The organism is Acinetobacter septicus (assembly GCF_019355975.1).
Lineage (GTDB): Bacteria > Pseudomonadota > Gammaproteobacteria > Pseudomonadales > Moraxellaceae > Acinetobacter > Acinetobacter ursingii.
Window position 1 is genome coordinate 1,812,001 of the sequence record NZ_CP079898.1, and the last position, 25,995, is coordinate 1,837,995.

Annotated in this window: 24 protein-coding genes and 5 tRNA genes; 2 read left to right on the plus strand and 27 right to left on the minus strand. The window is 42.2% G+C overall.

Annotation, left to right across the window (positions count from 1 at the left end):
• Nucleotides 1–50: 50 nt before the first annotated feature.
• The 27 genes from rpoB to I6L31_RS08880 form a co-directional block, all read right to left on the minus strand.
• A complete protein-coding gene (gene rpoB / locus I6L31_RS08750) occupies nt 51–4,139 on the minus strand; it encodes a DNA-directed RNA polymerase subunit beta (RefSeq protein WP_004995287.1) in 4,089 nt (1,362 codons plus the stop codon).
• Nucleotides 4,140–4,447: 308 nt separating this feature from the next.
• Nucleotides 4,448–4,819: a 50S ribosomal protein L7/L12 gene (gene rplL / locus I6L31_RS08755; protein ID WP_004985065.1), complete on the minus strand. Its 372-nt coding sequence runs from the start codon at nt 4,817–4,819 to the stop codon at nt 4,448–4,450.
• 42 nt (nt 4,820–4,861) lie between these two features.
• Nucleotides 4,862–5,368 (minus strand): 50S ribosomal protein L10, encoded by a 507-nt coding sequence (gene rplJ, locus I6L31_RS08760; RefSeq protein ID WP_004985064.1) that lies wholly within the window; start codon nt 5,366–5,368, stop codon nt 4,862–4,864.
• Nucleotides 5,369–5,642: 274 nt separating this feature from the next.
• On the minus strand, nt 5,643–6,338 hold the full coding sequence (rplA, locus tag I6L31_RS08765; RefSeq protein ID WP_004985063.1) for a 50S ribosomal protein L1: 696 nt from the start codon (nt 6,336–6,338) through the stop codon (nt 5,643–5,645).
• A gap of 3 nt (nt 6,339–6,341) precedes the next feature.
• The gene (gene rplK, locus I6L31_RS08770) at nt 6,342–6,770 is read right to left on the minus strand and encodes a 50S ribosomal protein L11 (RefSeq protein WP_004637639.1); all 429 of its coding nucleotides are present in this window, start codon (nt 6,768–6,770) and stop codon (nt 6,342–6,344) included.
• Nucleotides 6,771–6,886: 116 nt separating this feature from the next.
• Nucleotides 6,887–7,420, minus strand: a complete 534-nt coding sequence (gene nusG / locus I6L31_RS08775; RefSeq protein ID WP_004985062.1) for a transcription termination/antitermination protein NusG — start codon at nt 7,418–7,420, stop codon at nt 6,887–6,889.
• A gap of 7 nt (nt 7,421–7,427) precedes the next feature.
• Nucleotides 7,428–7,868 carry a preprotein translocase subunit SecE gene (gene secE, locus I6L31_RS08780; protein ID WP_004995290.1) on the minus strand — a complete coding sequence of 147 codons (441 nt, stop codon included), beginning with the start codon at nt 7,866–7,868 and terminating at the stop codon, nt 7,428–7,430.
• Between the two features lie 69 nt (nt 7,869–7,937).
• Nucleotides 7,938–8,013, minus strand: a tRNA-Trp gene (locus I6L31_RS08785).
• Nucleotides 8,014–8,072: 59 nt separating this feature from the next.
• Nucleotides 8,073–9,263, minus strand: coding sequence for an elongation factor Tu (tuf, locus tag I6L31_RS08790; protein WP_004991043.1), 1,191 nt, complete (start codon nt 9,261–9,263; stop codon nt 8,073–8,075).
• Between the two features lie 170 nt (nt 9,264–9,433).
• Nucleotides 9,434–9,508: transfer RNA gene (locus I6L31_RS08795), tRNA-Thr, on the minus strand.
• Between the two features lie 13 nt (nt 9,509–9,521).
• Nucleotides 9,522–9,597: transfer RNA gene (locus tag I6L31_RS08800), tRNA-Gly, on the minus strand.
• Nucleotides 9,598–9,634: 37 nt separating this feature from the next.
• A tRNA-Tyr gene (locus I6L31_RS08805) sits at nt 9,635–9,718 on the minus strand.
• Nucleotides 9,719–9,776: 58 nt separating this feature from the next.
• Nucleotides 9,777–9,852 (minus strand) — tRNA-Thr (locus I6L31_RS08810).
• A 98-nt stretch (nt 9,853–9,950) separates the two neighbouring features.
• Nucleotides 9,951–11,444 (minus strand): anthranilate synthase component I, encoded by a 1,494-nt coding sequence (gene trpE, locus I6L31_RS08815; protein WP_005001857.1) that lies wholly within the window; start codon nt 11,442–11,444, stop codon nt 9,951–9,953.
• Between the two features lie 125 nt (nt 11,445–11,569).
• The gene (locus I6L31_RS08820) at nt 11,570–12,238 is read right to left on the minus strand and encodes a phosphoglycolate phosphatase (RefSeq protein WP_005001853.1); all 669 of its coding nucleotides are present in this window, start codon (nt 12,236–12,238) and stop codon (nt 11,570–11,572) included.
• 84 nt (nt 12,239–12,322) lie between these two features.
• Nucleotides 12,323–12,976 carry an FHA domain-containing protein gene (locus I6L31_RS08825; RefSeq protein ID WP_005001850.1) on the minus strand — a complete coding sequence of 218 codons (654 nt, stop codon included), beginning with the start codon at nt 12,974–12,976 and terminating at the stop codon, nt 12,323–12,325.
• 69 nt (nt 12,977–13,045) lie between these two features.
• Entirely contained in the window at nt 13,046–15,322 is a 2,277-nt protein-coding gene (gene gspD, locus I6L31_RS08830; protein ID WP_005001849.1) for a type II secretion system secretin GspD, read from the minus strand.
• 42 nt (nt 15,323–15,364) lie between these two features.
• Nucleotides 15,365–16,198, minus strand: coding sequence for a type II secretion system protein N (locus I6L31_RS08835; protein WP_005001848.1), 834 nt, complete (start codon nt 16,196–16,198; stop codon nt 15,365–15,367).
• Entirely contained in the window at nt 16,198–16,941 is a 744-nt protein-coding gene (gene gspN / locus I6L31_RS08840; protein ID WP_005001846.1) for a type II secretion system protein N, read from the minus strand. The genes I6L31_RS08835 and gspN overlap by 1 nt, the downstream gene beginning before the upstream one ends.
• Before the next feature lie 164 nt (nt 16,942–17,105).
• The gene (locus I6L31_RS08845; RefSeq protein ID WP_004995304.1) at nt 17,106–17,432 is read right to left on the minus strand and encodes an H-NS histone family protein; all 327 of its coding nucleotides are present in this window, start codon (nt 17,430–17,432) and stop codon (nt 17,106–17,108) included.
• Nucleotides 17,433–18,003: 571 nt separating this feature from the next.
• Nucleotides 18,004–18,438 (minus strand): acyl-CoA thioesterase, encoded by a 435-nt coding sequence (locus tag I6L31_RS08850; RefSeq protein ID WP_005001845.1) that lies wholly within the window; start codon nt 18,436–18,438, stop codon nt 18,004–18,006.
• Between the two features lie 8 nt (nt 18,439–18,446).
• Nucleotides 18,447–19,634 (minus strand): hypothetical protein, encoded by a 1,188-nt coding sequence (locus I6L31_RS08855; RefSeq protein WP_005001843.1) that lies wholly within the window; start codon nt 19,632–19,634, stop codon nt 18,447–18,449.
• Between the two features lie 9 nt (nt 19,635–19,643).
• Complete coding sequence (locus tag I6L31_RS08860) at nt 19,644–20,480, minus strand: hypothetical protein (RefSeq protein WP_005001840.1); 837 nt, start codon at nt 20,478–20,480, stop codon at nt 19,644–19,646.
• Entirely contained in the window at nt 20,477–21,259 is a 783-nt protein-coding gene (locus tag I6L31_RS08865; RefSeq protein WP_005001838.1) for a uroporphyrinogen-III synthase, read from the minus strand. The genes I6L31_RS08860 and I6L31_RS08865 overlap by 4 nt, the downstream gene beginning before the upstream one ends.
• A gap of 25 nt (nt 21,260–21,284) precedes the next feature.
• Nucleotides 21,285–22,202: a hydroxymethylbilane synthase gene (hemC, locus tag I6L31_RS08870; RefSeq protein WP_005001836.1), complete on the minus strand. Its 918-nt coding sequence runs from the start codon at nt 22,200–22,202 to the stop codon at nt 21,285–21,287.
• 107 nt (nt 22,203–22,309) lie between these two features.
• Entirely contained in the window at nt 22,310–23,050 is a 741-nt protein-coding gene (locus I6L31_RS08875; RefSeq protein ID WP_004995320.1) for a LytR/AlgR family response regulator transcription factor, read from the minus strand.
• Between the two features lie 37 nt (nt 23,051–23,087).
• Nucleotides 23,088–24,272, minus strand: coding sequence for a sensor histidine kinase (locus tag I6L31_RS08880; RefSeq protein ID WP_035271777.1), 1,185 nt, complete (start codon nt 24,270–24,272; stop codon nt 23,088–23,090).
• On the opposite strand from I6L31_RS08880, the gene argH reads away from it, so the two are divergent.
• Entirely contained in the window at nt 24,263–25,696 is a 1,434-nt protein-coding gene (gene argH, locus I6L31_RS08885) for an argininosuccinate lyase (RefSeq protein WP_005001833.1), read from the plus strand. The genes I6L31_RS08880 and argH overlap by 10 nt on opposite strands.
• Before the next feature lie 9 nt (nt 25,697–25,705).
• A complete protein-coding gene (locus I6L31_RS08890) occupies nt 25,706–25,981 on the plus strand; it encodes an oxidative damage protection protein (RefSeq protein ID WP_005001831.1) in 276 nt (91 codons plus the stop codon).
• Nucleotides 25,982–25,995: the final 14 nt, after the last annotated feature.

Here is a 25,995-nt window from a genome sequence, read left to right on the forward strand (position 1 = left end):
CCCTCTTTGAAAAGAGGGGCCCCCTTTAACAAAGGGGAATCGAGGGGGATTTAGTCACCATTTTTCAGTTCAATGTTGATACCTAAAGAACGGATCTCTTTGGTCAATACGTTGAATGATTCAGGCATACCCGGATCCATATAATGGTTACCATCTACAATGTTCTTATAGATACGTGTACGACCTTCAACGTCATCCGACTTCACAGTGAGCATTTCCTGAAGGGTATATGCTGCGCCATAAGCTTCAAGTGCCCAGACTTCCATCTCACCGAAACGCTGACCACCGAATTGAGCTTTACCACCCAATGGTTGTTGCGTTACCAGAGAATATGAACCTGTTGAACGCGCATGCATCTTGTCATCCACCAAGTGGTTCAGTTTCAACATGTACATATAACCTACGGTTACAGGACGGTCAAACTGTTCACCTGTACGTCCATCAAACAAAATCTGTTGACCAGTACGTGGCAATTCAGCCAACTCAAGTAGCTCTTTAATTTGACTTTCTTCAGCACCATCAAATACAGGAGTTGCTAAAGGCACACCTTTACGCAAATTGCCAGCCAATACTAAGACTTCGTCATCAGTCAGACTGTTTAGATCTTCTTGCTCACCACCGACCTTGTTGTAGATCTTATCAAGGAAGATACGAAGTTCGGCAATGGTACGCTGTTGTTGCAACATCTTATCGATTTGCTCACCCAGACCTTTGGCTGCCAATCCCAGATGTGTCTCCAGAATCTGACCCACGTTCATACGTGACGGTACACCTAACGGGTTCAACACGATATCAACAGGTACACCATTGGCATCATGTGGCATGTCTTCTACAGGCAAGATGTTAGAAACAACACCTTTGTTCCCGTGACGACCCGCCATTTTATCACCTGGTTGAATACGACGTTTAACGGCAAGATAAACTTTAACGACCTTCAAGACACCCGTCGTTAACTCATCACCCGTCGCTAATTTGCGTTTTTTCTCAGCAAATTTCTCATCAATTTCAGCACTCTTCTCTTTCAAGAATACTTGAATTTGACTTAAACGCTCAGCGATGCCTTCATCACTTGGTTGAATTTCAAGTAAATCGACCAGTTCAAGACCAGACAATAAATCTTCAGTCAGTTTGTCACCACGTTTAGTCGTGCCACCACCGTTAGAATCCTGACCTTTTAATAAGCGCACAATACGTTCACGTGCTGCTTCTTCAAAGATTTTGTATTCTTCTTTCAAATCTTTACGGTACGAATCCAATTGCGCTTTTTCAATCGCAAGTGCACGATCATCTTTCTCAAGACCATCACGTGTGAAGACTTGTACATCGATGACAGTACCTTTCGTACCAGACGGAACACGTAAAGATGAATCTTTCACATCAGCCGCTTTTTCACCGAAGATCGCGCGAAGTAATTTTTCTTCTGGCGTAAGTTGAGTTTCACCTTTAGGCGTTACTTTACCTACCAGAATATCACCCGCTGTCACTTCCGCACCGATATACACAATACCAGACTCATCTAGCTTGGATAGAGCAGCTTCACCTACATTCGGAATATCGGCAGTAATTTCTTCTGCACCTAACTTGGTATCACGCGCAACACACGATAATTCCTGAATGTGAATTGAAGTTAAACGATCTTCCTGCAAAACTCGCTCAGATAACAAGATTGAGTCTTCGTAGTTATAACCATTCCACGTCATGAACGCGACGCGCATGTTTTGACCCAATGCCAACTCACCGCCATCGGTAGAAGGACCATCAGCCAATACATCACCACGACCAACTTTATCGCCCAGATTCACAAGAACTTTCTGGTTAATACAAGTATTTTGGTTAGAACGGGTGTATTTGATCAGGTTATAAATATCAACACCTGCTTCACCCGCGATCATTTCATTTTCATGAACACGAATGACCACACGTGATGCATCAACAAACTCAATCACACCACCACGTTTTGCAATTACACAGACGCCTGAGTCACGTGCAACGGTCGCTTCCATACCCGTACCCACAAGCGGTTTATCCGCAAGTAAAGTTGGCACTGCCTGACGTTGCATGTTCGAACCCATTAAGGCACGGTTCGCATCATCGTGTTCAAGGAATGGAATCAATGATGCTGCTACAGAAACAACTTGCTGCGCAGAAACATCCATATGCGTCACTTTTTCAGGAGGCATACGTACAAATTCGCCCTGATGACGGACTGAAACCATTTCTTCAACGAGGTTACCCTCTGCATCAACACCAGAGTCGGCCTGTGCAATCACAGTCCCCACTTCTTCAATCGCAGAAAGATATTCAACATCGTCAGTTACACGACCATCGACTACTTTACGATAAGGCGTTTCCAAGAAACCAAAATCGTTGGCTTTTGCATAGACAGATAGCGAGTTGATCAAACCAATGTTTGGACCTTCAGGCGTTTCAATCGGACACACACGACCATAGTGAGTTTGATGCACGTCACGTACCTCAAAGCCTGCACGTTCACGTGTCAAACCACCTGGCCCAAGCGCTGATACACGACGTTTGTGTGTAATTTCAGACAATGGATTGTTTTGATCCATAAACTGAGACAATTGACTTGAACCAAAGAATTCTTTGATCGCGGCAGCAACAGGTTTCGCATTGATCAAGTCTTGTGGAGACAAGTTATCGGTTTCAGCTTGGCTTAAACGCTCTTTAACAGCACGTTCAACACGCACCAGACCCACACGGAACTGGTTCTCTGTCATTTCACCAACTGAACGGACACGACGGTTACCCAAGTGATCGATATCGTCGACTTCACCTTTACCGTTACGAATCTCAACCAATGTACGTAATACATCAGTGATATCCTCATTAGAGAGAATACCTTCAACTTCACGTGATTTTTGATCTGTACCGACTTCGTAAGGACGACCCAAACGACGGTTAAACTTCATACGACCGACAGGTGACAAATCATAACGTTCAGAAGAGAAGAACAAGTTATTAAACAAGTTTTCAGCCGCTTCTTTCGTTGGTGGCTCGCCTGGACGCATTACTTTGTAGATTTCAACCAGTGCTTCTTCACGACCTGATGTGGTATCAGCACGTAAAGTATCCGCAATAAACGGACCATGATCAATATCGTTGGTATATAGGATATTAAACTGCTTTACGCCGCCTTCAGCAAGCTTGACCATCACTTCATGGCTGAGCAAAGTGTTGGCAGGAATGATATCACCATCTTTTAGTGTAATATCTTCAGCAGTGATACGCTCATATAGATACTCATCAGGCACTGAAAGCTTGCTTAGACCAGACGCTTCCATTTGACGAACATGACGCGCATTAATACGTTTGCCTTGTTCTACAATGACTTTACCGTCATTATCAGTAATATCAAACTGCGCCATTTCACCGCGTAAACGTTCAGGCACAAGATCAATTTGGTAGCTGCCCATGTCCAGATACACAGGAACTTTTTCATAGAACAAATCAAGGATTTGCTCATTGTTATAACCCAGTGCACGTAGAATAACTGTAGCCAATAGCTTACGACGACGGTCAATACGCACGTAAACCAAATCTTTGGCATCAAATTCAAAGTCTAACCATGAACCACGGTAAGGAATAATACGTGCTGAATACAGCACTTTACCGCTTGAATGAGTTTTGCCTTTATCATGATCAAAGAACACACCTGGTGAACGGTGTAACTGAGATACGATGACACGCTCAGTACCGTTAATCACAAATGTTCCGTTCTCAGTCATGAGTGGCATTTCACCCATATACACTTCTTGTTCGCGAACATCTTTAATTGATTTCGTTTCACGATCTTTAATGATCAAACGAATTTTTACGCGCATTGGTGCCGCATAAGTTGATCCGCGAAGAATACATTCGCGTACATCAAACTCTGGTTTACCAAGACTATACTCAACAAATTCTAAAGCAGCATTGCCAGAATAACTTTCTATAGGAAAAACTGAACGAAATGCGGCTTGGAGACCGATATCTTCGCGGTTTTTCGGTGATTTGCCATCTTGTAAAAACGTTCTGTACGAATCGACCTGAATCGAAAGCAAGTACGGAGCGTCCATGACGCTAGGCAATTTACCAAAATTCTTACGGATCCGTTTCTTTTCGGTATATGAGTATGCCATCTGGAGTCCTCGGAAAGTAAACCAGGCTCGCCTGCAGAACGAGCTTGGATGGAATGACGCAGGCCGATATGGCCACCACTTTTACAAATGCTGCAATTTTTAAGTGGTATTAAAACGCTTAACAATATTTTTAAACCAGAAAAATATTGGTAAGCGTTTGAATTTATTTCATTTGTTCTTTAAATCGAGCGTTTTTATATCAAACAAACAAAAATCGAGCCGATTATTGTAACGCAAAAAGGCTGATGACCCAAGAGCCATCAGCCATTTTATGGGGCCGATTATCAAAAAATCGCCCCCTTGATGCATTACTTAAGTGTAACTGTAGCACCAGCTTCTTCAAGTTTCTTCTTAAGCTCTTCGCCTTCTTCTTTAGAAACGCCTTCTTTAAGAACTTGTGGAGCACCTTCAACAAGATCTTTCGCTTCTTTAAGACCAAGACCAGTCGCTTCACGAACTGCTTTAATTACAGCAACTTTGTTCGCGCCGAAAGAAGTCAATTCAACATTGAATTCAGTTTGTTCTTCAGCAGCAGCAGCGCCAGCACCTGGAGCAGCAGCAACAGCAACAGCAGCAGCAGATACATTGAATTTCTCTTCAAAAGCAGAGATTAATTCAACAAGTTCAAGAACAGTTTTTTCAGCAACTGCGTTTAAGATTTCTTCGTTAGTTAAAGCCATGAGAATAACTCCAAATGGATATTGAATAAGGTAAAAGTGTGATTAAGCTGCTTCTGACTCGTTTTTCTCTTTGAGTGCTGTAAGTAAGCGACCCAATTTCGAAACAGGAGCTTGAAGAACAGAGGCAAGCATAGTAAGTGCTTTCTCTTGGTTTGGAAGGTTTGCAATAACGCTAACTTCAGCACCTTGATAAACTTTGCCGTCAAATGCAGCAGCTTTTAATTCAAATGCTTTGTTCGTTTTTGCAAATTCTTCAAACAAGCGTGCAGCTGCACCCATGTCGTCTTCAGAAGTTGAAAAACCAAGAATTGTTGGGCCTACAAGGTTGTCATTCAAGATATCAAATTGAGTACCTTCAAATGAACGTTTAGCCAAAGTATTACGCACGATACGTGTAGTAACACCTAACTTACGCGCTTCAACACGAAGTTGAGTAAGTTTTTCGACAGTTAAACCTTGATAATCAGCAACAACAGCAGAGAACGCTTTAGAAGCAACTTCGTTGACTTCTGCGACGATCTGTTTTTTGCCTTCGATAAGAAGAGCCATTGTAAAACCTCCTAAGGTGACTTATGCATCTGAGCTAGATGCACTCCCAATTCGTAAACCTTTCGGCTTACACGCGGAGGAGGAACAAATCACACCACCGCGTCTACTCAGGCAATCAATTAAGGCCAAAGTCGAAACTCCAACCACCTGAGGTCTTTGACGCTGGCAAATTAATATTTACCAATTCAAAGTCCGCTTGATGACATATTTGAATCCTCAAAGATTCATCAAATACGTTTACTCACCAAGACCTTTAAAAATCTTTTAACTAAAATTAGTTAGAAACGTTGTTTACATCAACAGTCAAACCAGGGCCCATTGTTGAGCTCAAAGTGATCTTTTTGATATAAACACCTTTAGAAGTTGCAGGTTTTAACTTTTTCAAGTCAGCAACTAAAGTTTCAACGTTTTGACGGATCGCTTCAGCGGTAAAACCTACTTGACCGATCGCAGCATGGATAATACCTGCTTTGTCTACACGGTAACGCGCCTGACCTGCTTTCGCATTTTTAACTGCACCAGCAACATCTGGAGTAACCGTACCCACTTTCGGGTTTGGCATTAAGCCACGTGGACCAAGAATTGTACCCAACTTACCTACAACGCGCATTGCATCTGGAGCCGCGATCACAACATCAAAATCAAGATTACCTTGTTGAATGCTTTCAGCAAGATCATCAAAACCTACGATATCAGCACCTTCAGCCTTAGCAGCTTCAGCAGCAGCACCCTGAGCAAATACTGCAACACGTACAGTTTTACCAGTACCCGCAGGAAGAGTAGTCGCGCCACGAACAACCTGATCAGATTTACGTGGATCTACACCCAGATTAACTGCAACATCCAAAGACTCTTTGAATTTAGCAGCAGGTAGGTCGTTAAGAACTTGTACTGCTTCTTCCAAAGTATAAACTTTGTTAGTATCGACAGCAGCAGCAATGGCTTTTTGACGTTTAGTTAACTTTGCCATGTCTTATAGCTCCACTTCCAAGCCCATAGAACGTGCAGAACCAGCGATGGTACGAACACGTGCGTCTAAATCAGCACCAGTTAAATCTGGTTCTTTCGTAGTCGCGATTTCTTCTAATTGAGCACGAGTCAACTTACCAACTTTAGTTTTGTTTGGTACAGAAGAACCCTTTTGAATACCAGCAGCTTTCTTAAGAAGAATAGATGCAGGTGGAGTTTTCATGATGAAAGTGAACGACTTATCGTTGTACACAGTGATCACAACAGGAATAGGCAAACCTACTTCAAGTTTTTGTGTCGCAGCATTGAATTCTTTACAGAATGCCATGATGTTAACACCACGTTGACCCAAAGCAGGACCAATTGGTGGAGATGGATTTGCTTTACCAGCTGGAACTTGCAGCTTGATATAGCCGTCAATCTTCTTAGCCATTATAGATTACCTCTGGGTACAAACGCCGCTAGGCTCCCCAACATTTACTTCACAACATACAGGATGCTGTAATAACAAATGCCCGATCAGATCGGGCGCTTTCCAACCAATTCAGATTAATTCGCTTTTTCGACTTGACGAAATTCGAGTTCAACCTGAGTTGGACGGTTAAATACATTAATCGTCAACGTTAAACGTGACTTCTCGTACTGAACTTCCTCCACGACTCCTTTAAAGTCTGTGAACGGACCATCAGTCACCAATAATTCTTCGCCTGGCTCAAACATTGTCTTAGGACGAGGTGCTTCACCAGTATTGCGTACACGCGCAAGAATCGCATCAGCTTCTTTTTGGGAAATCGGAGCAGGTTTTTCTGCCGTTCCACCAATAAAGCCCAGAACTTTTGGACATTCTTTAACAATGTGCCAAGTTTCATCATTCATTTCCATTTCGACTAACACATAGCCTGGAAAGAATTTACGTTCTGATTTACGCTTCTTGCCATCCTTCATTTCTACCACTTCTTCAGTAGGAACAAGGACTTCACCAAAGCTATCGGCAACAGCGCTACGTGCAATACGATCATTTAAAGAACGCATTACCTGTTTTTCATAACCAGAATAGGCATGAATAATGTACCAACGTTTCATAGCTCTTTTATCCGATAATTAACTTAATTAACCAACCCAGTCCATAGTCAAAACACCACAATACAATTGCAGTAATAATAACCACTAACAAAACCTGCCAAGATGTGGTCACGGTTTCTTGTTTTGTTGGCCAAGTTACTCGACGCAACTCAAGTCGCGCATCTTTAAGTAAACGAACAAAGCCTTTACCCTGATGGGTGGCGTATAATAAACCTAAAGCAACAACGATACAAGCGATAATTACACCAACGCGCACCCAAACACTATTTGCAGGCGGCCAATACGCAGGTAGATATTGATTCACCATGGCTGCACCAACTAAAAGTACCAGTGCAATCACCCACAGTACAATATCCAACGGCGAACCAGAAGTGACAACTTCGGCAGAATTATTTCTTTGAGGGATTGGCGCGTCGCTTAATGCGTCACGCGATTTATCATTCGACATTTTTTTACTCGTCGTTGAACTCGCGACTTATTATATGACACTTAAGTCAGCATCAAGCTTGTCATAACGTGGCAGGCCAGGAGGGACTCGAACCCCCAACATTCGGTTTTGGAGACCGACGCTCTACCAATTGAACTACTGACCTAGGACACACAAGCCGAGAGTCTAGACTCTCGGCTCAAAAATTGCAACCGTATAAAGTGATTATGCAGTTACTTTCGCAACAACACCAGCACCTACAGTACGACCACCTTCACGAATCGCAAAACGTAGACCTGGGTCCATTGCGATCGGGTGGATCAATTCTACTGACATTTCTACGTTGTCACCTGGCATAACCATTTCCACGCCTTCTTTCAACTGGATTGCACCAGTTACGTCAGTGGTACGGAAATAGAACTGTGGACGGTAACCATTTAGGAATGGAGTATGACGACCACCTTCTTCTTTAGAAAGTACGTATACTTCTGCGTCAAATTTAGTGTGTGGCTTGATCGCACCTGGCTTAGTCAATACTTGACCACGTTGTACATCTTCACGCTTAGTACCACGTAACAACACACCACAGTTCTCGCCTGCACGACCTTCGTCAAGCAGTTTACGGAACATTTCAACGCCAGTCACTGTCGTAGTTTGAGTATCACGGATACCCACGATTTCAACTGACTCACCAACTTTCACGATACCTGATTCTACACGGCCAGTTACTACTGTACCACGACCAGAAATTGAGAATACGTCTTCGATTGGCATCAAGAATGCTTTGTCGATTGCACGCTCTGGCTCTGGGATATAAGAGTCAAGTGCAGCAACTAGGTCAAGAACTGATTTCTCGCCGTATTCGCCAGCGTCGCCTTCCAACGCTTTAAGCGCAGAACCACGGATTACTGGAGTGTCATCACCTGGGAAGTCATAAGTAGAAAGAAGTTCACGAACTTCCATTTCTACTAGCTCAAGAAGCTCTTCGTCGTCTACTAGGTCGCATTTGTTTAAGAATACGATGATGTAAGGTACACCTACCTGACGAGAAAGAAGAATGTGTTCACGAGTTTGTGGCATTGGACCATCAGTCGCAGCACATACAAGGATCGCACCATCCATCTGAGCAGCACCAGTGATCATGTTTTTAACATAATCGGCGTGACCTGGGCAGTCTACGTGCGCGTAGTGACGAATTGGAGAATCGTATTCTACGTGTGAAGTATTAATGGTAATACCACGTGCTTTTTCTTCAGGAGCTGAGTCGATTTGTGAGTAATCTTTCGCTTCACCGCCGTAAGTTTTCGCACAGATTGTTGCGATTGCAGCAGTAAGAGTTGTTTTACCATGGTCAACGTGACCAATTGTGCCCACGTTTACGTGTGGTTTATTACGTTCAAACTTGGCTTTAGCCATGATGATCATCCTCATTTAAGTCGAAAGCAAGCTACAAGAGGCTACAAAAGGCACCGAAGCTACACAGCACATCGACATTAGTCTAAAAAAACAGACGCCCAATACTTTAAAAGCAGACTAATAAGCCTGCTTTTGAAATTTTTGTGAATTTTCATTCACCAAACTGTATCTGGAGCTCTTATCGAGATTTGAACTCGAGACCTCTCCCTTACCAAGGGAGTGCTCTACCACTGAGCTATAAGAGCGATAATCCTTCGATGGAGCGGGAGACGAGGATCGAACTCGCGACATGCAGCTTGGAAGGCTGCCACTCTACCAACTGAGTTACTCCCGCACAGCGTTGGTACATTTACCACTTCAATCGAAGTTAATGGTGGTGAGAGAAGGATTCGAACCTTCGAAGCTTACGCGACAGAGTTACAGTCTGTTCCCTTTGACCGCTCGGGAATCTCACCAATATCACACTTAACTTTCAGTGTTAGTTCTTTACTTCACTTACGCCACACTTTAATATGGTGCCGGCACACGGATTCGAACTGTGGACCTACTGATTACAAGTCAGTTGCTCTACCAACTGAGCTATGCCGGCGTCTCTTAGTGTTTCGTACGTTTCGTATCGGAACGGTGTGCAGTTTAGCAAAACTCAGAAACGATGCAAGCGGTTTTTTTAAAAAAACCGCTAAAAACTCATAAAATCAATCCGTTTGACGATAATTCAACCGCTTTGATCACTGCGCGAGCTTTTATTTGGGTTTCATTCCATTCTGACTCAGGATTTGAGTCCGCAACCAACCCCGCTCCTGCCTGTACATAGACTTTATTATGACGAATGACGCAGGTACGGATCGCAATCGACATGTCCATCTCACCATGCCAACCCAAATAACCCACTGCCCCACCAAAAATTCCGCGCTTTACTGGCTCTACTTCGTCAATAATTTCCATCGCACGAATTTTTGGCGCGCCAGATAAGGTTCCCGCAGGGAAAGTGGCTTTAAAGACATCCAAAGCATCGATGTCATCGCGCACTTCACCCTGTACATTCGAGACAATATGCATCACATGTGAATAACGCTCGATCACCATACGGTCAGTCACTTGAACTTTGCCTATTTTAGAGACACGCCCAACATCATTACGACCCAAGTCAATCAGCATCAAATGTTCAGCAATTTCTTTTTCATCGTTCAATAGTTCCTTCTCTAAAGCCAGATCTTCTTCTTTGGTTTTACCACGAGGCCGTGTGCCTGCCAGTGGGCGCACAGTCGCAATACCCTCTTCAAGTCTGGACAAGATTTCAGGTGAAGACCCGACAATATGAAAAGGTTGATCATCGGTCAACGTTCTGCCCTGCACCAAAAACAAGTAAGGCGATGGGTTTAAATGACGTAAAGCACGATATACCTGTAAAGCATCACCATCAAAATCTGAGACCATACGATGCCCCGGTACTACCTGCATCACATCCCCAGCTCGGATATATTCTTTGACAGTTTCAACAGAGGCCAAAAAGTTGTCTTTACCTGTTAAAGATTCAAAATGGGGTGCGGTGTGCGCTTTGGCTTGCAAACTGACAGGGGTTGCCAATAATCTTTCTAAAGAATCCAGTTGATTTTGCGCGGATTGATAAGCTTCTTCATCTTGTGTATCGGCATGAACGATTAAGAAAAGTGTATCTTTTAAATTATCAAAAATAATGACGGTTTTAGATAACATCATCCAAATATCAGGCAAACCGACTGGATCAGCTTCAGGCACATTATTTAAACGTGGCTCAATATAACGTACCGCATCGTAACCAAAATATCCCACCAGACCGCCTGTAAATTGCGGTAATGCTGGAATCAAAGCATGTGGAGGAACTTTAAACTGGCTTTGATAGTCACGAATATATTGAAAAGGATCAGCGCATTGCTGCGTTTCGATTTGACCTTGTGCATTTTTAATAGTGAGCTGTCCTGCATTGCAGGAAAAAACGGTTGATTCACCTAAACCAATAATGGAGTAACGCGCCCAGTTTTCGCCCCCCTCAACCGATTCAAATAAATACGCTTGGGTATGATCTTTGAGTCGTGCAAAAACAGAAAGTGGGGTTTCCGTATCCGCCAAACGCTGGCGATAAACGGGAATAGTGTTATAGCCCGCAGCTTTTAACTGTTCAAACTGTGCAAGTGTTGTCATGAATTTCTCTCAATGGTTTCTAGTTAAGCACGATAATGTTGATAAAAGACGCGATTATCGCCATCGGAAAACCTGAACCAAACTCATGCCACACTCCTTATTCACTCTTTGATAAAAGACTTGATTTAAACCAATAATTGATCCAAACGATCGACCACTTGTTGCGGATCACTATCGTAAATATTCTCTCCATGATTATAGCCATAGCTGACTACAATACAATCGATACCTGCACGTCGAGCCGCTTCGATATCATTTTTCGAATCCCCAACCATTAAGGTTTGTGGCTGCGTAGTATTGAAGACTTGCATACTATGCAATAACGGTAAAGGGTCTGGTTTACGTAATGCCAAACTGTCTCCACCCACGACCAGAGAAAAATAATGATCGATCTGTAATTTCTGTAATAGCTCTTTGGCTAAATGCTCGGGTTTATTGGTGACACATGCCATCTCAATATGATGATTTTTACACGTGTCTAAAAAAACCTGTACGCCATCAAATACACGGCTATAAACACATAACTCCTGTTCATAGACTTCCAAATATTTTTTTAAGAGTTGTTGATGTTTATCAGGCTCAATTTGACCAAATAAAAACTGCAAAACGGCATCGCAAAGTTTACCTGTACCCTGTCCCACCCATTGTCGAACCTGTACTTCCGTCACCGCCGCCCAACCGACCTGCTCTAAACTTAAATTCATAGAGTGATACATATCCGAGGCAGTATCGACTAGGGTTCCATCCAAATCAAATAAAATGAGTTTACGCTGTTCAAGTTGTAACAATGACATCACATATCCTGCTTTCAATTTTTTAAATATTCAATAAATAAAGGCATGCCGATGCATGCCCTCAATCTCAAAGGCAAGGCCTGCTTATTTGAAAAATAGCCAAGCCAATACTGCAAGAATAATAATCACAACCACCGTCATGAGCCCAACAGATGCATTTTTTTGCTGCTCTTTTTCCTGCTCAACTCGAGATACAGGCTGCTCAATTGGCGTTGGTGCAGGTTCGACTTGGGTCTTAACCTCTGCACCTTCTGGAATCGGTGCAGGTTTTGGCACACCAACCGACTGCGGCATACCTTCACGACTAACGGATGTTTCTGCGGCACGTTCAGTCAGGCTAGGCATCCCCGCATCATTCATTTGTTGCGCTGGGGTTTTGAGTACTTGTTGTTCTGATGTCTCTGCCACAGGTTCTACTTCAATTTCTGGCAAATCCTGATTTTGCTGTGCTGGTGCTAAAACCGAAAATTTGAGTCCTGCAAATTGAACAATATCACCTTCGTGCAGTTGTACTTCCTGCTCAATGCGCAAATCATTGACAAAGGTCCCATTTGAAGAGTTTAGATCTTGCACCCAAAGCTGATCATCTTTTAACAGAAGTGCTGCATGTTTACGTGAAACCTCAGCGGCTTGTAAAACCAGATCTGCATCCTGACCACGTCCAACCAGTAAATCGTGATCGACACTTATTTCCTGCCCCGTAAACTCACCCGTAATCGCCTGTAACTTCCAAGTCATAACTAAACTCTCTAATTTTGATTTGATCACATCATAACATGCTCAAAATACGATTTCGTGCCAATCCTGTTAAGAGGCCGGTCGTACTGTAGTGGTGGTCACGGTATTTTTAGTCCGTTCAACCTCTTTTGCAGGTAAGGCAATAGATTGTCGCTGCACAGCAGGCTCAACGGCAACTGGCGTGGTAATAACCTGATTTTGCCCCGAAGATGGAACTTGCTGATAATTTGGATTCTGCGCTTGTGCAAGCACTTGCGGAGTTGAAGGTTGATAAATATTTTCAACATTCTCAGGAAGCTTGGCGAAATTACCCTCCTTATCCATCGCTAACTGAAGGCTATAAAGTCGATTGTAGCGTTGCTGCGAAATACGACGTACATCATCCGCATCCCCGACAATGGTGGGATGAATAAATACCAGCAAATTACGCTTTTCATTACTGCGTGCATCCGAACGGAATAAACGCCCCACATAAGGAATACTACTTAAACCTGGAATGCCTTGACGCGAAAGCAAGGTGTTATCTGATATCAAACCACCCAATACCACGGTTTGCCCGTGTTCAGCCAACACCGACGTTTTGATCGCACGTTTACTGGTTATTAAATCAGTCGCTTCACCTTTATCCTGAACCGCAGACACTTCCTGTTCCACTTCCAGACGCACCGTGCCATTATCACCAATATGCGGTACAACTTTAAGCGTGATGCCTACATCTTTACGTTCAACAGTAGTATAAGGATTAATACCAGTACTGTTCGTTGTTACCGAACCCGTAACAAAAGGAACGTTTTGCCCCACCACAATATAAGCTTCTTCATTGTCCATGGTGACAATGGACGGAGTCGATAACAGATTGGACTTAGTATTGGTTTTAAGTGCCTGAATGAGCGCACCATAGGCTTTACGTGAATCAAAATTCCCTAGCCCAATCGTCGCCCCATTGCCTTTATTGGTGCCACCCGCAATGGCCGCAGCAGCACCCGCGGTACCACCACTGGCATAACCTGCCGCAATGGAAGCCAAACTTGCGCCTACATTGCCAAAGCTAATTAGCCCGACCCCACTACTTAAATCACCCAGTGCCCATTGAATACCCAATTGATCTGAATCATCGCCAGATACTTCAATAATCGCAGCTTCAATCAATACTTGTTCACGACGAATATCCAGTTGTTGAATAGAGGATTCAATTTCACGCATCAACTGTGGGTCCGCTTTGACCACCAACGCATTTTGTGAGCTGTCTGCAATAATGCTGACACCGTTATTGCTAAAACTGGTAATTGAGTTTTGATTTTGGTTGGAACTTGAGCCACTGTTTAAGTTAATCGATGGCGTTGAAATCGAGCTACTACCTGAGTTCGAACCATTATTCTGATTGTTAATTAGGCCATTAATAGCATTATTACTATTATTCGAGCTTGAGCTGGCAGCACTATTACGACCAGTACTGTTCGAGCCTGAAACCGATTGCCCTGTCACCAAACCCTGTAGAATTTCTGCCAGATTCTTGGCACTCGCATATTTGAGACGAAAAACCTTTAGACCACCCAAACGGTCAGCCGAAGGGACATCCAGTGTTTCAATCAAATTACGAATACGTTTACGACTGCCTGTATCTCCCTTGACCAAAATTCGATTGGTTCGAGTATCCGCAATAATCCGCACACGCGAACCATTGAGATCTTTTGATGAACCTGTTGAACTCATCGATTCCAGCAGACCTATGATTTCTTCTGCCTGACTATTTTGTAGGGCAACCGCTTCGACATCATTTTGCCCAGTACCATCCAGATTACGAATAATGGTTTCAAGCTGAGCAATATTGGCTGCGCGATCTGAAACAATAAGTGCATTGGTTCCTGGCACGGCAGCCAGATTGGCAAATTGCGGCATCAATGGGCGTAATGCAGGGATCAGATCATTCGGGTTGGTATTTTCCACCCAGATCACGCGAGTGACCACTTGATCGCCTCGTGCACTATTGCGCGCATCATAAGGCACACCTGAGTTTTTGACATTGCTATCTGGAACCAGTTTCACGGTATTACCAGAGGGAACAGCGACCACGCCATTGACGTTTAAAACCCCTAAAAATAGGTCATAAACTTCATTTTTATTTAAAGGCTTATTGGAAATAACCGTCACGTTACCGCGAACACGCGGATCGACCGCAAAGTTTTTCCCTGTAATATCCGCCACTTCATTAATAAATGCAGTTAAATCAGCATCGCGTAAGTTAATCTTCCATGTTTGTGCAAAGGCACTTGTACTAATAGCTGCCATCACTGGAGCGGCTGCCAGTAAAGCCCAAAGTGGACGATGATGATTTAATAAAGCCATAGCCTGCTCTTTTTCCTAACTCGTTATGATGATCAACATCACTTAAAAACTTTGTTGTATGGTCATCACTTGATCACCACGCTTTATTTCTATTTTGACCTGTCCTTCGCGCTTCACTTGTTCTAGCAGTTGTACGTCATTTTGTCCTTGACCCACTGCCTGTCCATTGACTGAAAGAATGCGATCCCCAGGTCTTAACCCTAACGTATTTCGTAGTGCTGAAGGGGTATGATCGGTCACCTCATAGCCTGATCCATTGGCAGCACTGACCCCCATATTTTGCAAATATTGATCCCGATTTTGCTGCATTTGTTGAATTGCTTGCCCAATCATGGCATTAGGCCCTTGCGTAGCTGCGGGAGCTGTCGGTGTCGTGGGCGTAGTTTGTGTGGGTGGTACAATGGGTTGATAAAGCCCATTTTCGAGTCCTTTGAAACGAACTTCCTGAACAGCTCCATTGCTTTGACGCAAAATCACATGATCCCAATACACTTCCGACAGCTGATAAGCACTATTATCAATTGTATCGCCCACACGATAACGCTCGGCTTTATCATTCACTTTAATCACAGCAGAAGAAAACCGATTTGGATAGCCAATCATCACGCCTTGCAATTCAAAACTCTGATTACTGTTCGTTGCCGTTGCAGTCGGCTCACTGAATAATGAAAAACTGGTGATATTTGGAATCTGTGCCTGCATAGAACCGAGTTCGACACGATCAAACTGCATGGCTTGTGGCGGCGCAACCACCCACCAAAATAGCGAAGCCAATTTCCAGCAGAGCCATAAAATCAGAAGAACGAGCACCAAGGCCGATAATTTATCGAATTTGTGCCACGGCATCTGTTGCATACGTTCAAACATTGCTTTCATTACAATCCACCTGAGAACAATGGTTGACGGGTACTAATAACAAAAGTATCCAAACCAGCTTTACCTTCATACGAAGGCACATTTAACAGTAATCGCTGCGTGAGTTGAGCATCGAGCATGAGATTTTGATCAAAAGCGAGGTTTGCCATTTTTTGATTACGTTGATCGCGGATATCAATTTGCAAACGTCCATCTGCATCTTGTAATTGTCCTTGTAATGATGGCATATCCATACGCTCTTGACGCTGCCCGTACGTATAAGTTAACGCACCGCCCCCCCAATGTAATTGTCCTTCGCTTTGAGTAAATCCATGATCTTTTTGATAATTAAATTTTACATCGCTGAGTTGAATGCTATTGGCTGGCCATTGCCAGTTTACAACCGACTTTAAAGTTTCTGGCGCAATCTGACCACTGAGTTGACGAACAATAATTTTTTTACCAAAACCATAACCCAAAACCCCATTCAACTGGGTATTACCGCTATGGACTTCAACATCGGCAGCGACCCGTAATAACATTAAATCGAGTGGACGCGTATTCCAGTGTAAAGAGCCACGTAAATTACCACGATGCCAATCCGCTTGCCCTTGCCAAATGTTGCCACTGACATTGCTGAGGATTTGATTATTTTTAGAAAATTTTGAAATTAACCAATTCGCAGGAATTTGTAAAACCACAAAGACTAAAAATGCAATAACGGCAAATATCCACCATGTCACTTGCTTCGATTTTTTTTTCATTCAGCCATTACCACTTATGCAAACTGCCTTTCCCTGTTGAGATTTTTCTCTTTTAGACATTATGCATACTTTTTCAACATCGCCAATTCAACTCTATAAAAAAACCAAGCATTCTTGCTTGGTTTTTCTCACTTTAAACTGATTGAGTGACAAAAAGATGAAAACTAGATCAAGAAGTCTTCAAGTTTTGCACCTTTTTCAAGTTCAGCAACAAGCCAGCGAGGTTGTTTACCACGACCTGTCCAAGTTTCTTCTGGATTATTTTTATTACGGTAGCGCGGCTCAACGGCTTTACGCGTAGTTTTTTTACGCTTTTGCTCACCATACTCAAGTAATTCTTCAACCGTAAAGCCCACTGCCTCAGCAACTGCTAAAATTTGATTATAAGCATCTTCAATTGCCTGATCTTTTTTAGATGCAATTAATGCCTCAGCTTCTTCTTGCAACCGTTTTAACTCATCAACCGAAAGTTCACTAATATCTGGTTTCATTAAAAACCTACTCCAATATACAAATACAAAATGTGATTCAGACAAAAAATTTAAAATTAATTATTTAAATTAAATTCAAACTAATCATATTTTAGTTTAAGTACCTTAATCAAGTATTAACGCAAAATTTTAAACAACACACTACAAATACCATTATATTCTTTTGACACCTTAACAATTTCATTATAAGTATAAGTTTAATTAAAACATGCAAAAATTAAAAAATTAGGCTTAGTTTAATAAATAATGCAATTAAAACTCTATTTCCTCAGTTTAATTAGTTTTTTCCTGTGATGAAAGAGCAGACATATTGTTCTGTCTAATCCCTGATATCCAGCAGGTGATTATCTATGCAACCACTTTTGTTCAAATCTATTAAAACACTTGAGGTACTATATCCATAAAAAAGGATATCGCCTCTTATGGATATCCTTCATATTTCTAGATTTTTCAACAAAACCTAAACAAGCAATATAATTTTTTCCGAAGAATCAAATCCGCTTGGCTCGACATTAATAATCGAAGTCTCATTACATCTTGATTTGTATCTCATTTAAAACTTAAAAACAGATTAAGTATTCAGCTGATGACCTACCTGTTGCTCTAGCATGAGGATTTTCTGTTTTACATGCTCTGGAATCGCTTGTTTAGCAAGCTGGATAGGATCAACCACCACCATGACTGCCTCTCCCGTTGCGACTACTTTTTCCTGCGTAGTACTCCATAATAGATAACTCATTCTAAATGCACTATTACGAATCTCCTCAACTCGCGCACCTATTTTCAAGGTATCAGGATAAAATACTGGACTTAAATATTTGCACTGATTTGATGCAACTACGGTATATATCTTTTCATCAAAAATATTTAAAGCATCTAAATAACGAATCCGTGCACTTTCAATATATCGATAATATAAAACATTATTGACATGACCAAAGGCATCCATATCGCCCCATGCCACCGCTTGTTCGTGAATTACAGGGTATTGTGCAAGTTCATTCATCATCTAACTCATATTTTAAACTGTAGAAAATTAGCATCATTTTCAAAGACTAAATTTAATTGTTGAATCTGACTTTCATTCAATTGCGACTTGACCCGCAAATAACTCATCAGAACATCATTTGGATACAACGCTAATAATCTTTCGGCTTCCGTTGACCGCTGTGTTGCCATATAGACATGCCATTTTGCAAAGGTCAGTATAGGCATACTCAAATAACGCTGTTCAAATTGATCTATTTTAGCTTCAATATCCTGATAATCTGGATTTTGCTTTAACAACTGTTGCTGAAACCATAAATAAAATACATCGCGATCAAATTGTTCATTTAACAAATGTAGGGCCAACATTTCATGTGGCAAGCTCATATCGGGTAAACGCGCAAGTAATTTAAGCCATAACAGCTTACTGCTATAAGGCCGTGTCTTAATTTCCTGCTCTAAGTCCAGATAACGTTGTTGAAGTGCTTGCAAATCGTCCAGAGAAGCCTGTTCAAACTGAGTTAAAAGTTGTTGTAACCACAGATCACGACTTTGCGGATCTAAATGTCCGTACTTGTGCGAGCGCAAATACACCCAAGGCTGCTGTAATGCCAACTGTCCCCACAATGCAGTGATACGATGTTGATAGGCTTGTTCAACCTGTTTCAACCACGGAGATAATTGATGCTGTTGTAAAAACTCCAAATGGGTAAGAGCCTGTTCAGTTTCACCTTGCGCCAGAAGGAGTTCTATTCGTTGCAATTCAGCCAATTCAAATGCCATCGGCGAGGTATCATTGAGCGCATGCAAAGCTTGATCATATTGTCCATTTTGAAATAACAGCTTGGCCTCAACAATCCCCTTGAGTAAACCCGATTTTTCAAATACCTGATTGACAAAACTTTGCTGATCTTTTGCTGCTTCCAACAACCAAATGACCCCTAATTGTTCATACGGGTGCAAATGCGAAAAATTAAAAACCGTTTCCAGTTTACGCTGTTCACGATGTAAATATCGTCGGACGGCCATCCAGATGAATTGCGCGAATAGACTCAACGCTCCCATCAACAGCAATAATATCCAGACATTGGTTTGTAGTTGCCAGTCACGCCAATAAATATAGACATAACCCGCCCCATAGCCATAACTCAACACACTGAGTAAGGCCAATACACACAAAGCGATTAAGGCATAAGTCTGGAGTAATACGCGCATAGTTGCTCCTTAGCCCAATAATTCAAGTGTGATGAGTTTCGGTACAGGAAGCGCAGGAAGTTGTTTCAGTTTTTCCAGTCGAAGTTTTAAATCTTGGCTAGATTGATCTGGAAGCTGTGCCAATTGCTGTATCGCCATGCTTAAAACATGCTGATATTCAGTTAAATGTCCATCGTTAATCGCCTGACGAGCCAATAATAGACGTAGTTGTACTTCTTTTAAAATAATCCGTCGATTAATCAATTCTGCGGGAGCACGATCGACACGTTGCAACTGAAACCAACCTTGCCAAAAATGCTGTTGTTGCTGTCTTTTCAGTTCTACATGGGTATTTTCTTGTGCCATTTGCAAATCTTGATCGATCAACTGAATCAGATCATCAAAGCTTTGTTGTTGCTGATTTTTGGAAATCACAAATTGCTGAATGGCTTGTTTATCTTTAGTAATACTTTCATGCAAGCTGCGTTCTAAAGCAGGAGCAAGGGTATAGTTAGCCAAGGACTGATTTAACTGATTGAGTTTATCAACAGCATAAATATATTGATGCTGTTGTAAGGCAAACTGCACGAGTTCTAATTGTTGTTTAACCAATATCACTGGATTTAAGGCGGTATGAATAGCGGCAGATGGCGCTGGTTCACTTGCAGTAGAAGACTGATCAGCAGGATTCGTAAATTGACGTTGTAACGCAACCAAATGATCATTCAGGTTGGCATTATTTTGTTCCATCTGAGTGATATTTTGCTGAAGAAGATCAAAACGCTGAGAAAGCAGATACGAGTCATAACTTAACTTCGCTAGCCACAGCAAAGCCAAAATCACGATCAACCCAATAAATTTCCTCATAAACGTCCTTCATTTTGCTTTAATTGCGCTAACACGGTTTCAGGTTTTAAGTCATCCACACGGCAAACCGAATAATACGCATTTTGCTGATGTTGATATGTCTGTAATATGTGAAATAAACGTTCGCCCAATACCATATAACAACACTGATGACAGTGTGATGGCAAGGCTTTGAGTAATTCTAACCAATTGAGCCAACTTGCTTCACTACTGATTAAGACCCATACTTTTTGCTGCTCTGCGGATATTCTAGATGTTAGCTGAGCAAGATGCTCCGTTGCCTCCGCAGGGCAACGTCTGCTGTATAACACAAAATTTAAGACTTCACCCCCTTGTGTCTGCAAATGTTGCATCATAAATTGACGACCGCCCTCACCTCGCCAGAATGCGATTCGTTTTAGCTCGGAATTGGATCTAAACATCTCAAGCTGTAACATGCCCTCTGATGTTTCAATGGCAGGCACTTCAGCGTAAATTTGAGATTGCGCAAGATAATCTGCAGTACGTTGTCCAACTGCAACCCATTGAATATGCTTAAGCTGTTCAATTTCAACGCCCGAAAGATGTAAATAACGTAAACCAATTTCAGCCGCAGTCGGACTCACCACCACAATCACTTGCGTCTTGGCAAGCTGTTGATAAAGTCCAGATAACTCATCCGAATAAGGAGATTCAATCAACTCCAACAAAGGATAATCAATGACCTCATATCCTTCAGCTGTTAAAGACTGATTGAGTTTTTCAGCGCGAATTTTAGGACGAGTATTGATAAATAACATGGCAATATAATCCAAGTACTCTCAATTAATGCAATGCACTCAACAACTCTCCTGCACCCTGTTGCAAAAGTTGTTGCGCCAAGCGGATACCTAACTGCTCGGCGTGTTCAGTATGATCCGATTGCTGTGCGCAAAGTAAAGTCTGGCCATCCACACTGCCTACACGACCTTCAATCGAAATTTGATTCCCATCTAAAGTCGCATACCCTGCGATTGGGACTTGGCAGCCCCCTTCTAAATACGCATTAAAAGCACGTTCTGCCCGAACACAATGCCAAGTTTGCTCATCTAATAAAGGTTGAATTAAGTCCAGAACAGTCTGATCATTTGCACGACACTCCAGCCCCAATGCGCCTTGCCCCACCGCTGGCAGACTAATTTCAGGCGCAAGAGCATGTCGAATACGGCTTTCTAAGCCTAAACGTTTCAGTCCAGCACTGGCCAGAATAATCGCATCATATTGACCCTCATCCAGTTTGGACAAGCGTGTGCCGACATTGCCACGTAAATCAATAATGGTTAAATCTGGACGTTGTTTTAAAATTTGACATTTACGGCGCAAACTTGATGTACCAACTCGCGCACCTTGAGGTAAATCCTCAAAATGAACAAAGTGATTGGATACAAAAGCATCAAAAGGATCTTCGCGCTCACAAATCACAGGCAAGCACAAACCTTCAGGCAAATGCATTGGTACATCTTTCATGGAGTGAACCGCCAGATCAGCACGGCCATCGAGTAATGCCGCTTCTAATTCTTTGACAAATAAACCTTTACCGCCAATCTTTGCTAACGGAGTATCCAAGATTTTATCGCCTTGCGTCACAAATTTGACCAGCTCCACCTCTAGGTCAGGATAAAGTTCCTGTAATCGAGCACGAATATGTTCTGCTTGCCATAAAGCAAGCGGGCTTTGTCGAGTCGCAATTTTCAAGGTCTGCATAAATCTTGGATCAGTTAAAAACAAACTCTAAACTTAACCCGATCTTTTAAAATTGCAAGTAAAATCTAAGTTAAACAAATCTACAAGCGCTTAAAGTTGCGGTCTTTTTAGAGTTTTTGCATACGTTCGCGTAATTGGGGCAAGTGGCGACGGCTGACAGAAAGACGCTCGCTCACCTCACGACAACGGACTTGATATTGACCCGAAGTGACCAGTTCAAGGCCTTCCAGATAATCAACCGAAACCAATGCATTACGATGAATACGAATAAAACGCTCGGAAAATTCCTGTTCAAGTTCTTTTAAGGTTTCATCGATGAGGACACTGCCATTTTTGTGGCGTACCGTGACATATTTTTGATCTGCCAGAAAATAATAAATATTTTCAATCGGAATCAGTTCTACCCCACGATAAGTTTTGGCTGTAATTTGATGTCGTTGTATTTTCACGTCGTCCATATCTTCTTTTTGTTTTATTGTGCTCAATTGAGCTTGAGTTAACTTGGTTAAGTGATCTAAAACCTGCTGCAAATCTTGCTGAGAAATGGGTTTGAGCAAATAACCTTTAGCCTGAGATTTAAAGGCCTCCAGCGCATGATCATCATAAGCCGTACAAAAGACAATTGCAGGCATAGGGTCAAAATGACTGATTTGCTCTGCACAAAACAAGCCATCCATTTCTGGCATTTGAATATCGAGCAAGACCACATCTGGTTCATATTGTTCGACCAGATCTAAAGCATCCTGCCCATGAGTAGCCGTCGCAACCACTTGATGCCCCAATTGCGTAACCAAGCGTGACAATCGTTCAACAGCAAGAGGTTCATCATCACAGATTAAGATCCTCATTCTTTCTCCTTGTCGCGTTAACTGGTTTAATTCATTTTTAATCGGTTAACCCTGACTTATTATTGTTTGTCTGATATCGGTAACTCACCACCGTGGTATACAACCCAGGTGCGCTATAGGTTTGAAACTTGACCGTATTTCCATAATACGCCCGAAGACGCTGTTTCACATTGTCTATAGCAATACCGTGTCCTTCTCTGCTTTTTATTGTATCGTGACTGTATGGATTGGTAATGACTATACTGACTTGATTTTGCAATATTTCAACCAATACACCAATTTGACATGCTCCACCGATTTTCTCAACTCCATGAAAAATACTATTTTCAAGCAAAGGCTGCAAGGTTAACAATGGAATTTGTATGGTTTTAAGTTGTTGAACACTATACGGAATTTTCCACTCTACATGAAATCGATCACCTAATCGAATTTGTTCGATAAATAAATATTGTCGACAAAGTTCAATTTCATCATTCAAACTAACCAATTTAAGTTGCTGCAAACTGGCACGAAACAGTTTAGACAAACTGATCAGCATGTTTTCTGCTTTATCTGGATCCAGACTGATTAAGCTGACCACACTATTTAAACTATTGAACAGAAAATGTGGATGAATACGCGCTTGCATAGCTTGTATGCGGGCATTCAGTTCACTGTATTGTTGATTTAACCATTGATCACGCACATACATATAACGCAGGCAAAATGCACCGAGCAAAATGCCATAACTTAAATGCATGCCCACACCTGCCAATAACAAATCGCGATTAAACTGATGTAAGTTAAAATAACTCCCCCAGTGTTGCAGCAGATTGGCAATGCACGTGGTTAAGACCACAATGACTTGCAATAAAATAAAGCCAATCAGTAACGCAGTCACTTGATTAATACGATTAAAAAAATCCTGAAACCGATCCAGAATCGCTGAAAAAGACAACACCACCCAATTGATAAAAAAAACGTATTGTAATAATCGCAAGCCTTGTAAAGCCTGCCATGAACCCGCCTCAGCTAGCGCCAGCACCATGGCCAGTACATTACTGGCGACCATTAACTCCAATAAATGTTGCCATTGACCAATTTTGCTAAAAAAAAAGGAGCTGCCCGATAGGTGATTGTGTCGAGCTAAATCCATTGAATTCTGGGCATCGGCAAGCCTTGAGGAATTTGTTATACTCTTTTTTATTTTTCGCTTTTTTTTATCGAGCCGACATGACCACATCTTCAAATTCCCCTCATTCATCTGCCCAGAACCAGACCTCTGGTATGTGGGGCGGTCGCTTTAATGAAGCGACAGATGCGTTTGTTGCTGAATTTACCGCATCTGTACAATTTGACCAACGTTTTTATAAGCAGGATATTGCAGGTTCAATTGCACATGCCACGATGTTGGCCAAAGTCGGAGTACTCACCGAGGGTGAACGTGACGACATTATTCAGGGCTTAACTGCGATTCAATCTGAAATTGAAGCAGGTCAGTTTGAGTGGCGTATCGACTTAGAAGATGTGCATATGAATATTGAGTCGCGCCTAACTCAACGCATTGGAATTACAGGTAAAAAGCTCCATACAGGTCGTAGCCGTAACGATCAGGTCGCAACAGATATTCGTTTATATCTGCGCGATGAAATTGACGATATTTTATCGATTTTAGAGCGCTTACAAAAAGGCTTACTTGGACTTGCAGCAAAAAATACTCATACCATCATGCCCGGTTTCACTCATTTGCAAACCGCGCAACCTGTAACCTTTGGTCATCATTTATTGGCATGGTTTGAAATGTTGATTCGCGATACAGAGCGTTTACAGGATTGTCGTAAACGGGTTAATCGCATGCCATTAGGGTCTGCTGCACTGGCAGGAACCACCTACCCGATTGATCGTGCTTATACTGCTGAACTTTTAGGTTTTGAAGCTGTGTCTGAAAACTCACTGGATGCCGTTTCTGATCGTGATTTTGCCATTGAATTTAATGCTGCGGCAGCGTTGATTATGATGCATTTGTCGCGTATGTCTGAAGAATTGATTTTATGGACATCCGCTCAATTTAAATTTGTGAATATTCCAGATCGCTTCTGTACAGGTTCATCAATTATGCCGCAGAAGAAAAATCCTGATGTACCAGAGTTAATTCGTGGCAAATCAGGTCGTGTATTTGGCGATTTGATCAGCCTATTAACGCTGATGAAAGGTCAACCATTGGCCTATAACAAAGACAATCAGGAAGACAAAGAACCGCTTTTTGATGCAATTGATACCGTCCGCGGTTCACTCATGGCATTTGCAGACATGATTCCTGCACTGGTTCCCAATATCGAAATTATGCGTGAAGCTGCATTACGTGGTTTTTCAACTGCCACTGATCTTGCAGATTATCTGGTGAAAAAAGGCGTGGCGTTCCGTGATGCCCATGAAATTGTGGGTAAAGCTGTGGCTCTAGGCGTACAGGAAGATAAAGATTTATCTGAACTGAGCCTTGAACAACTTCAGCAATTCTCAGATTTAATTAGTGCCGATGTATTTGATAAAGCATTAACGCTAGAAGCCTCTGTGAATGCACGTGACCATATTGGGGGAACTTCTCCAAAACAGGTGACTGCTGCGATTGCACGTGCCGAAAAACGTCTTGAACAACTTTACGCTTAAGGAAATCTCATGAGCCGCCAAGTATTTTGTATTAAATATCAAAAAGAAATGGAAGGTCTGGACTTCGCACCGTTTCCGGGAGCCAAAGGTCAGGAGCTATTTGAGCATGTTTCCAAGCAAGCTTGGCAAGAATGGTTGCAACACCAAACTACTTTGATTAATGAAAAACGCTTAAATGTGTTTGAGCCAGAAGCCAAAAAGTTTCTGGAAGAGCAACGTGAAAAGTTTTTCAACAATGATGAAAGCGTAGAAAAAGCCGAAGGTTGGAAGCCTGAAGAAAATTAAAGCATCGCTTTAAT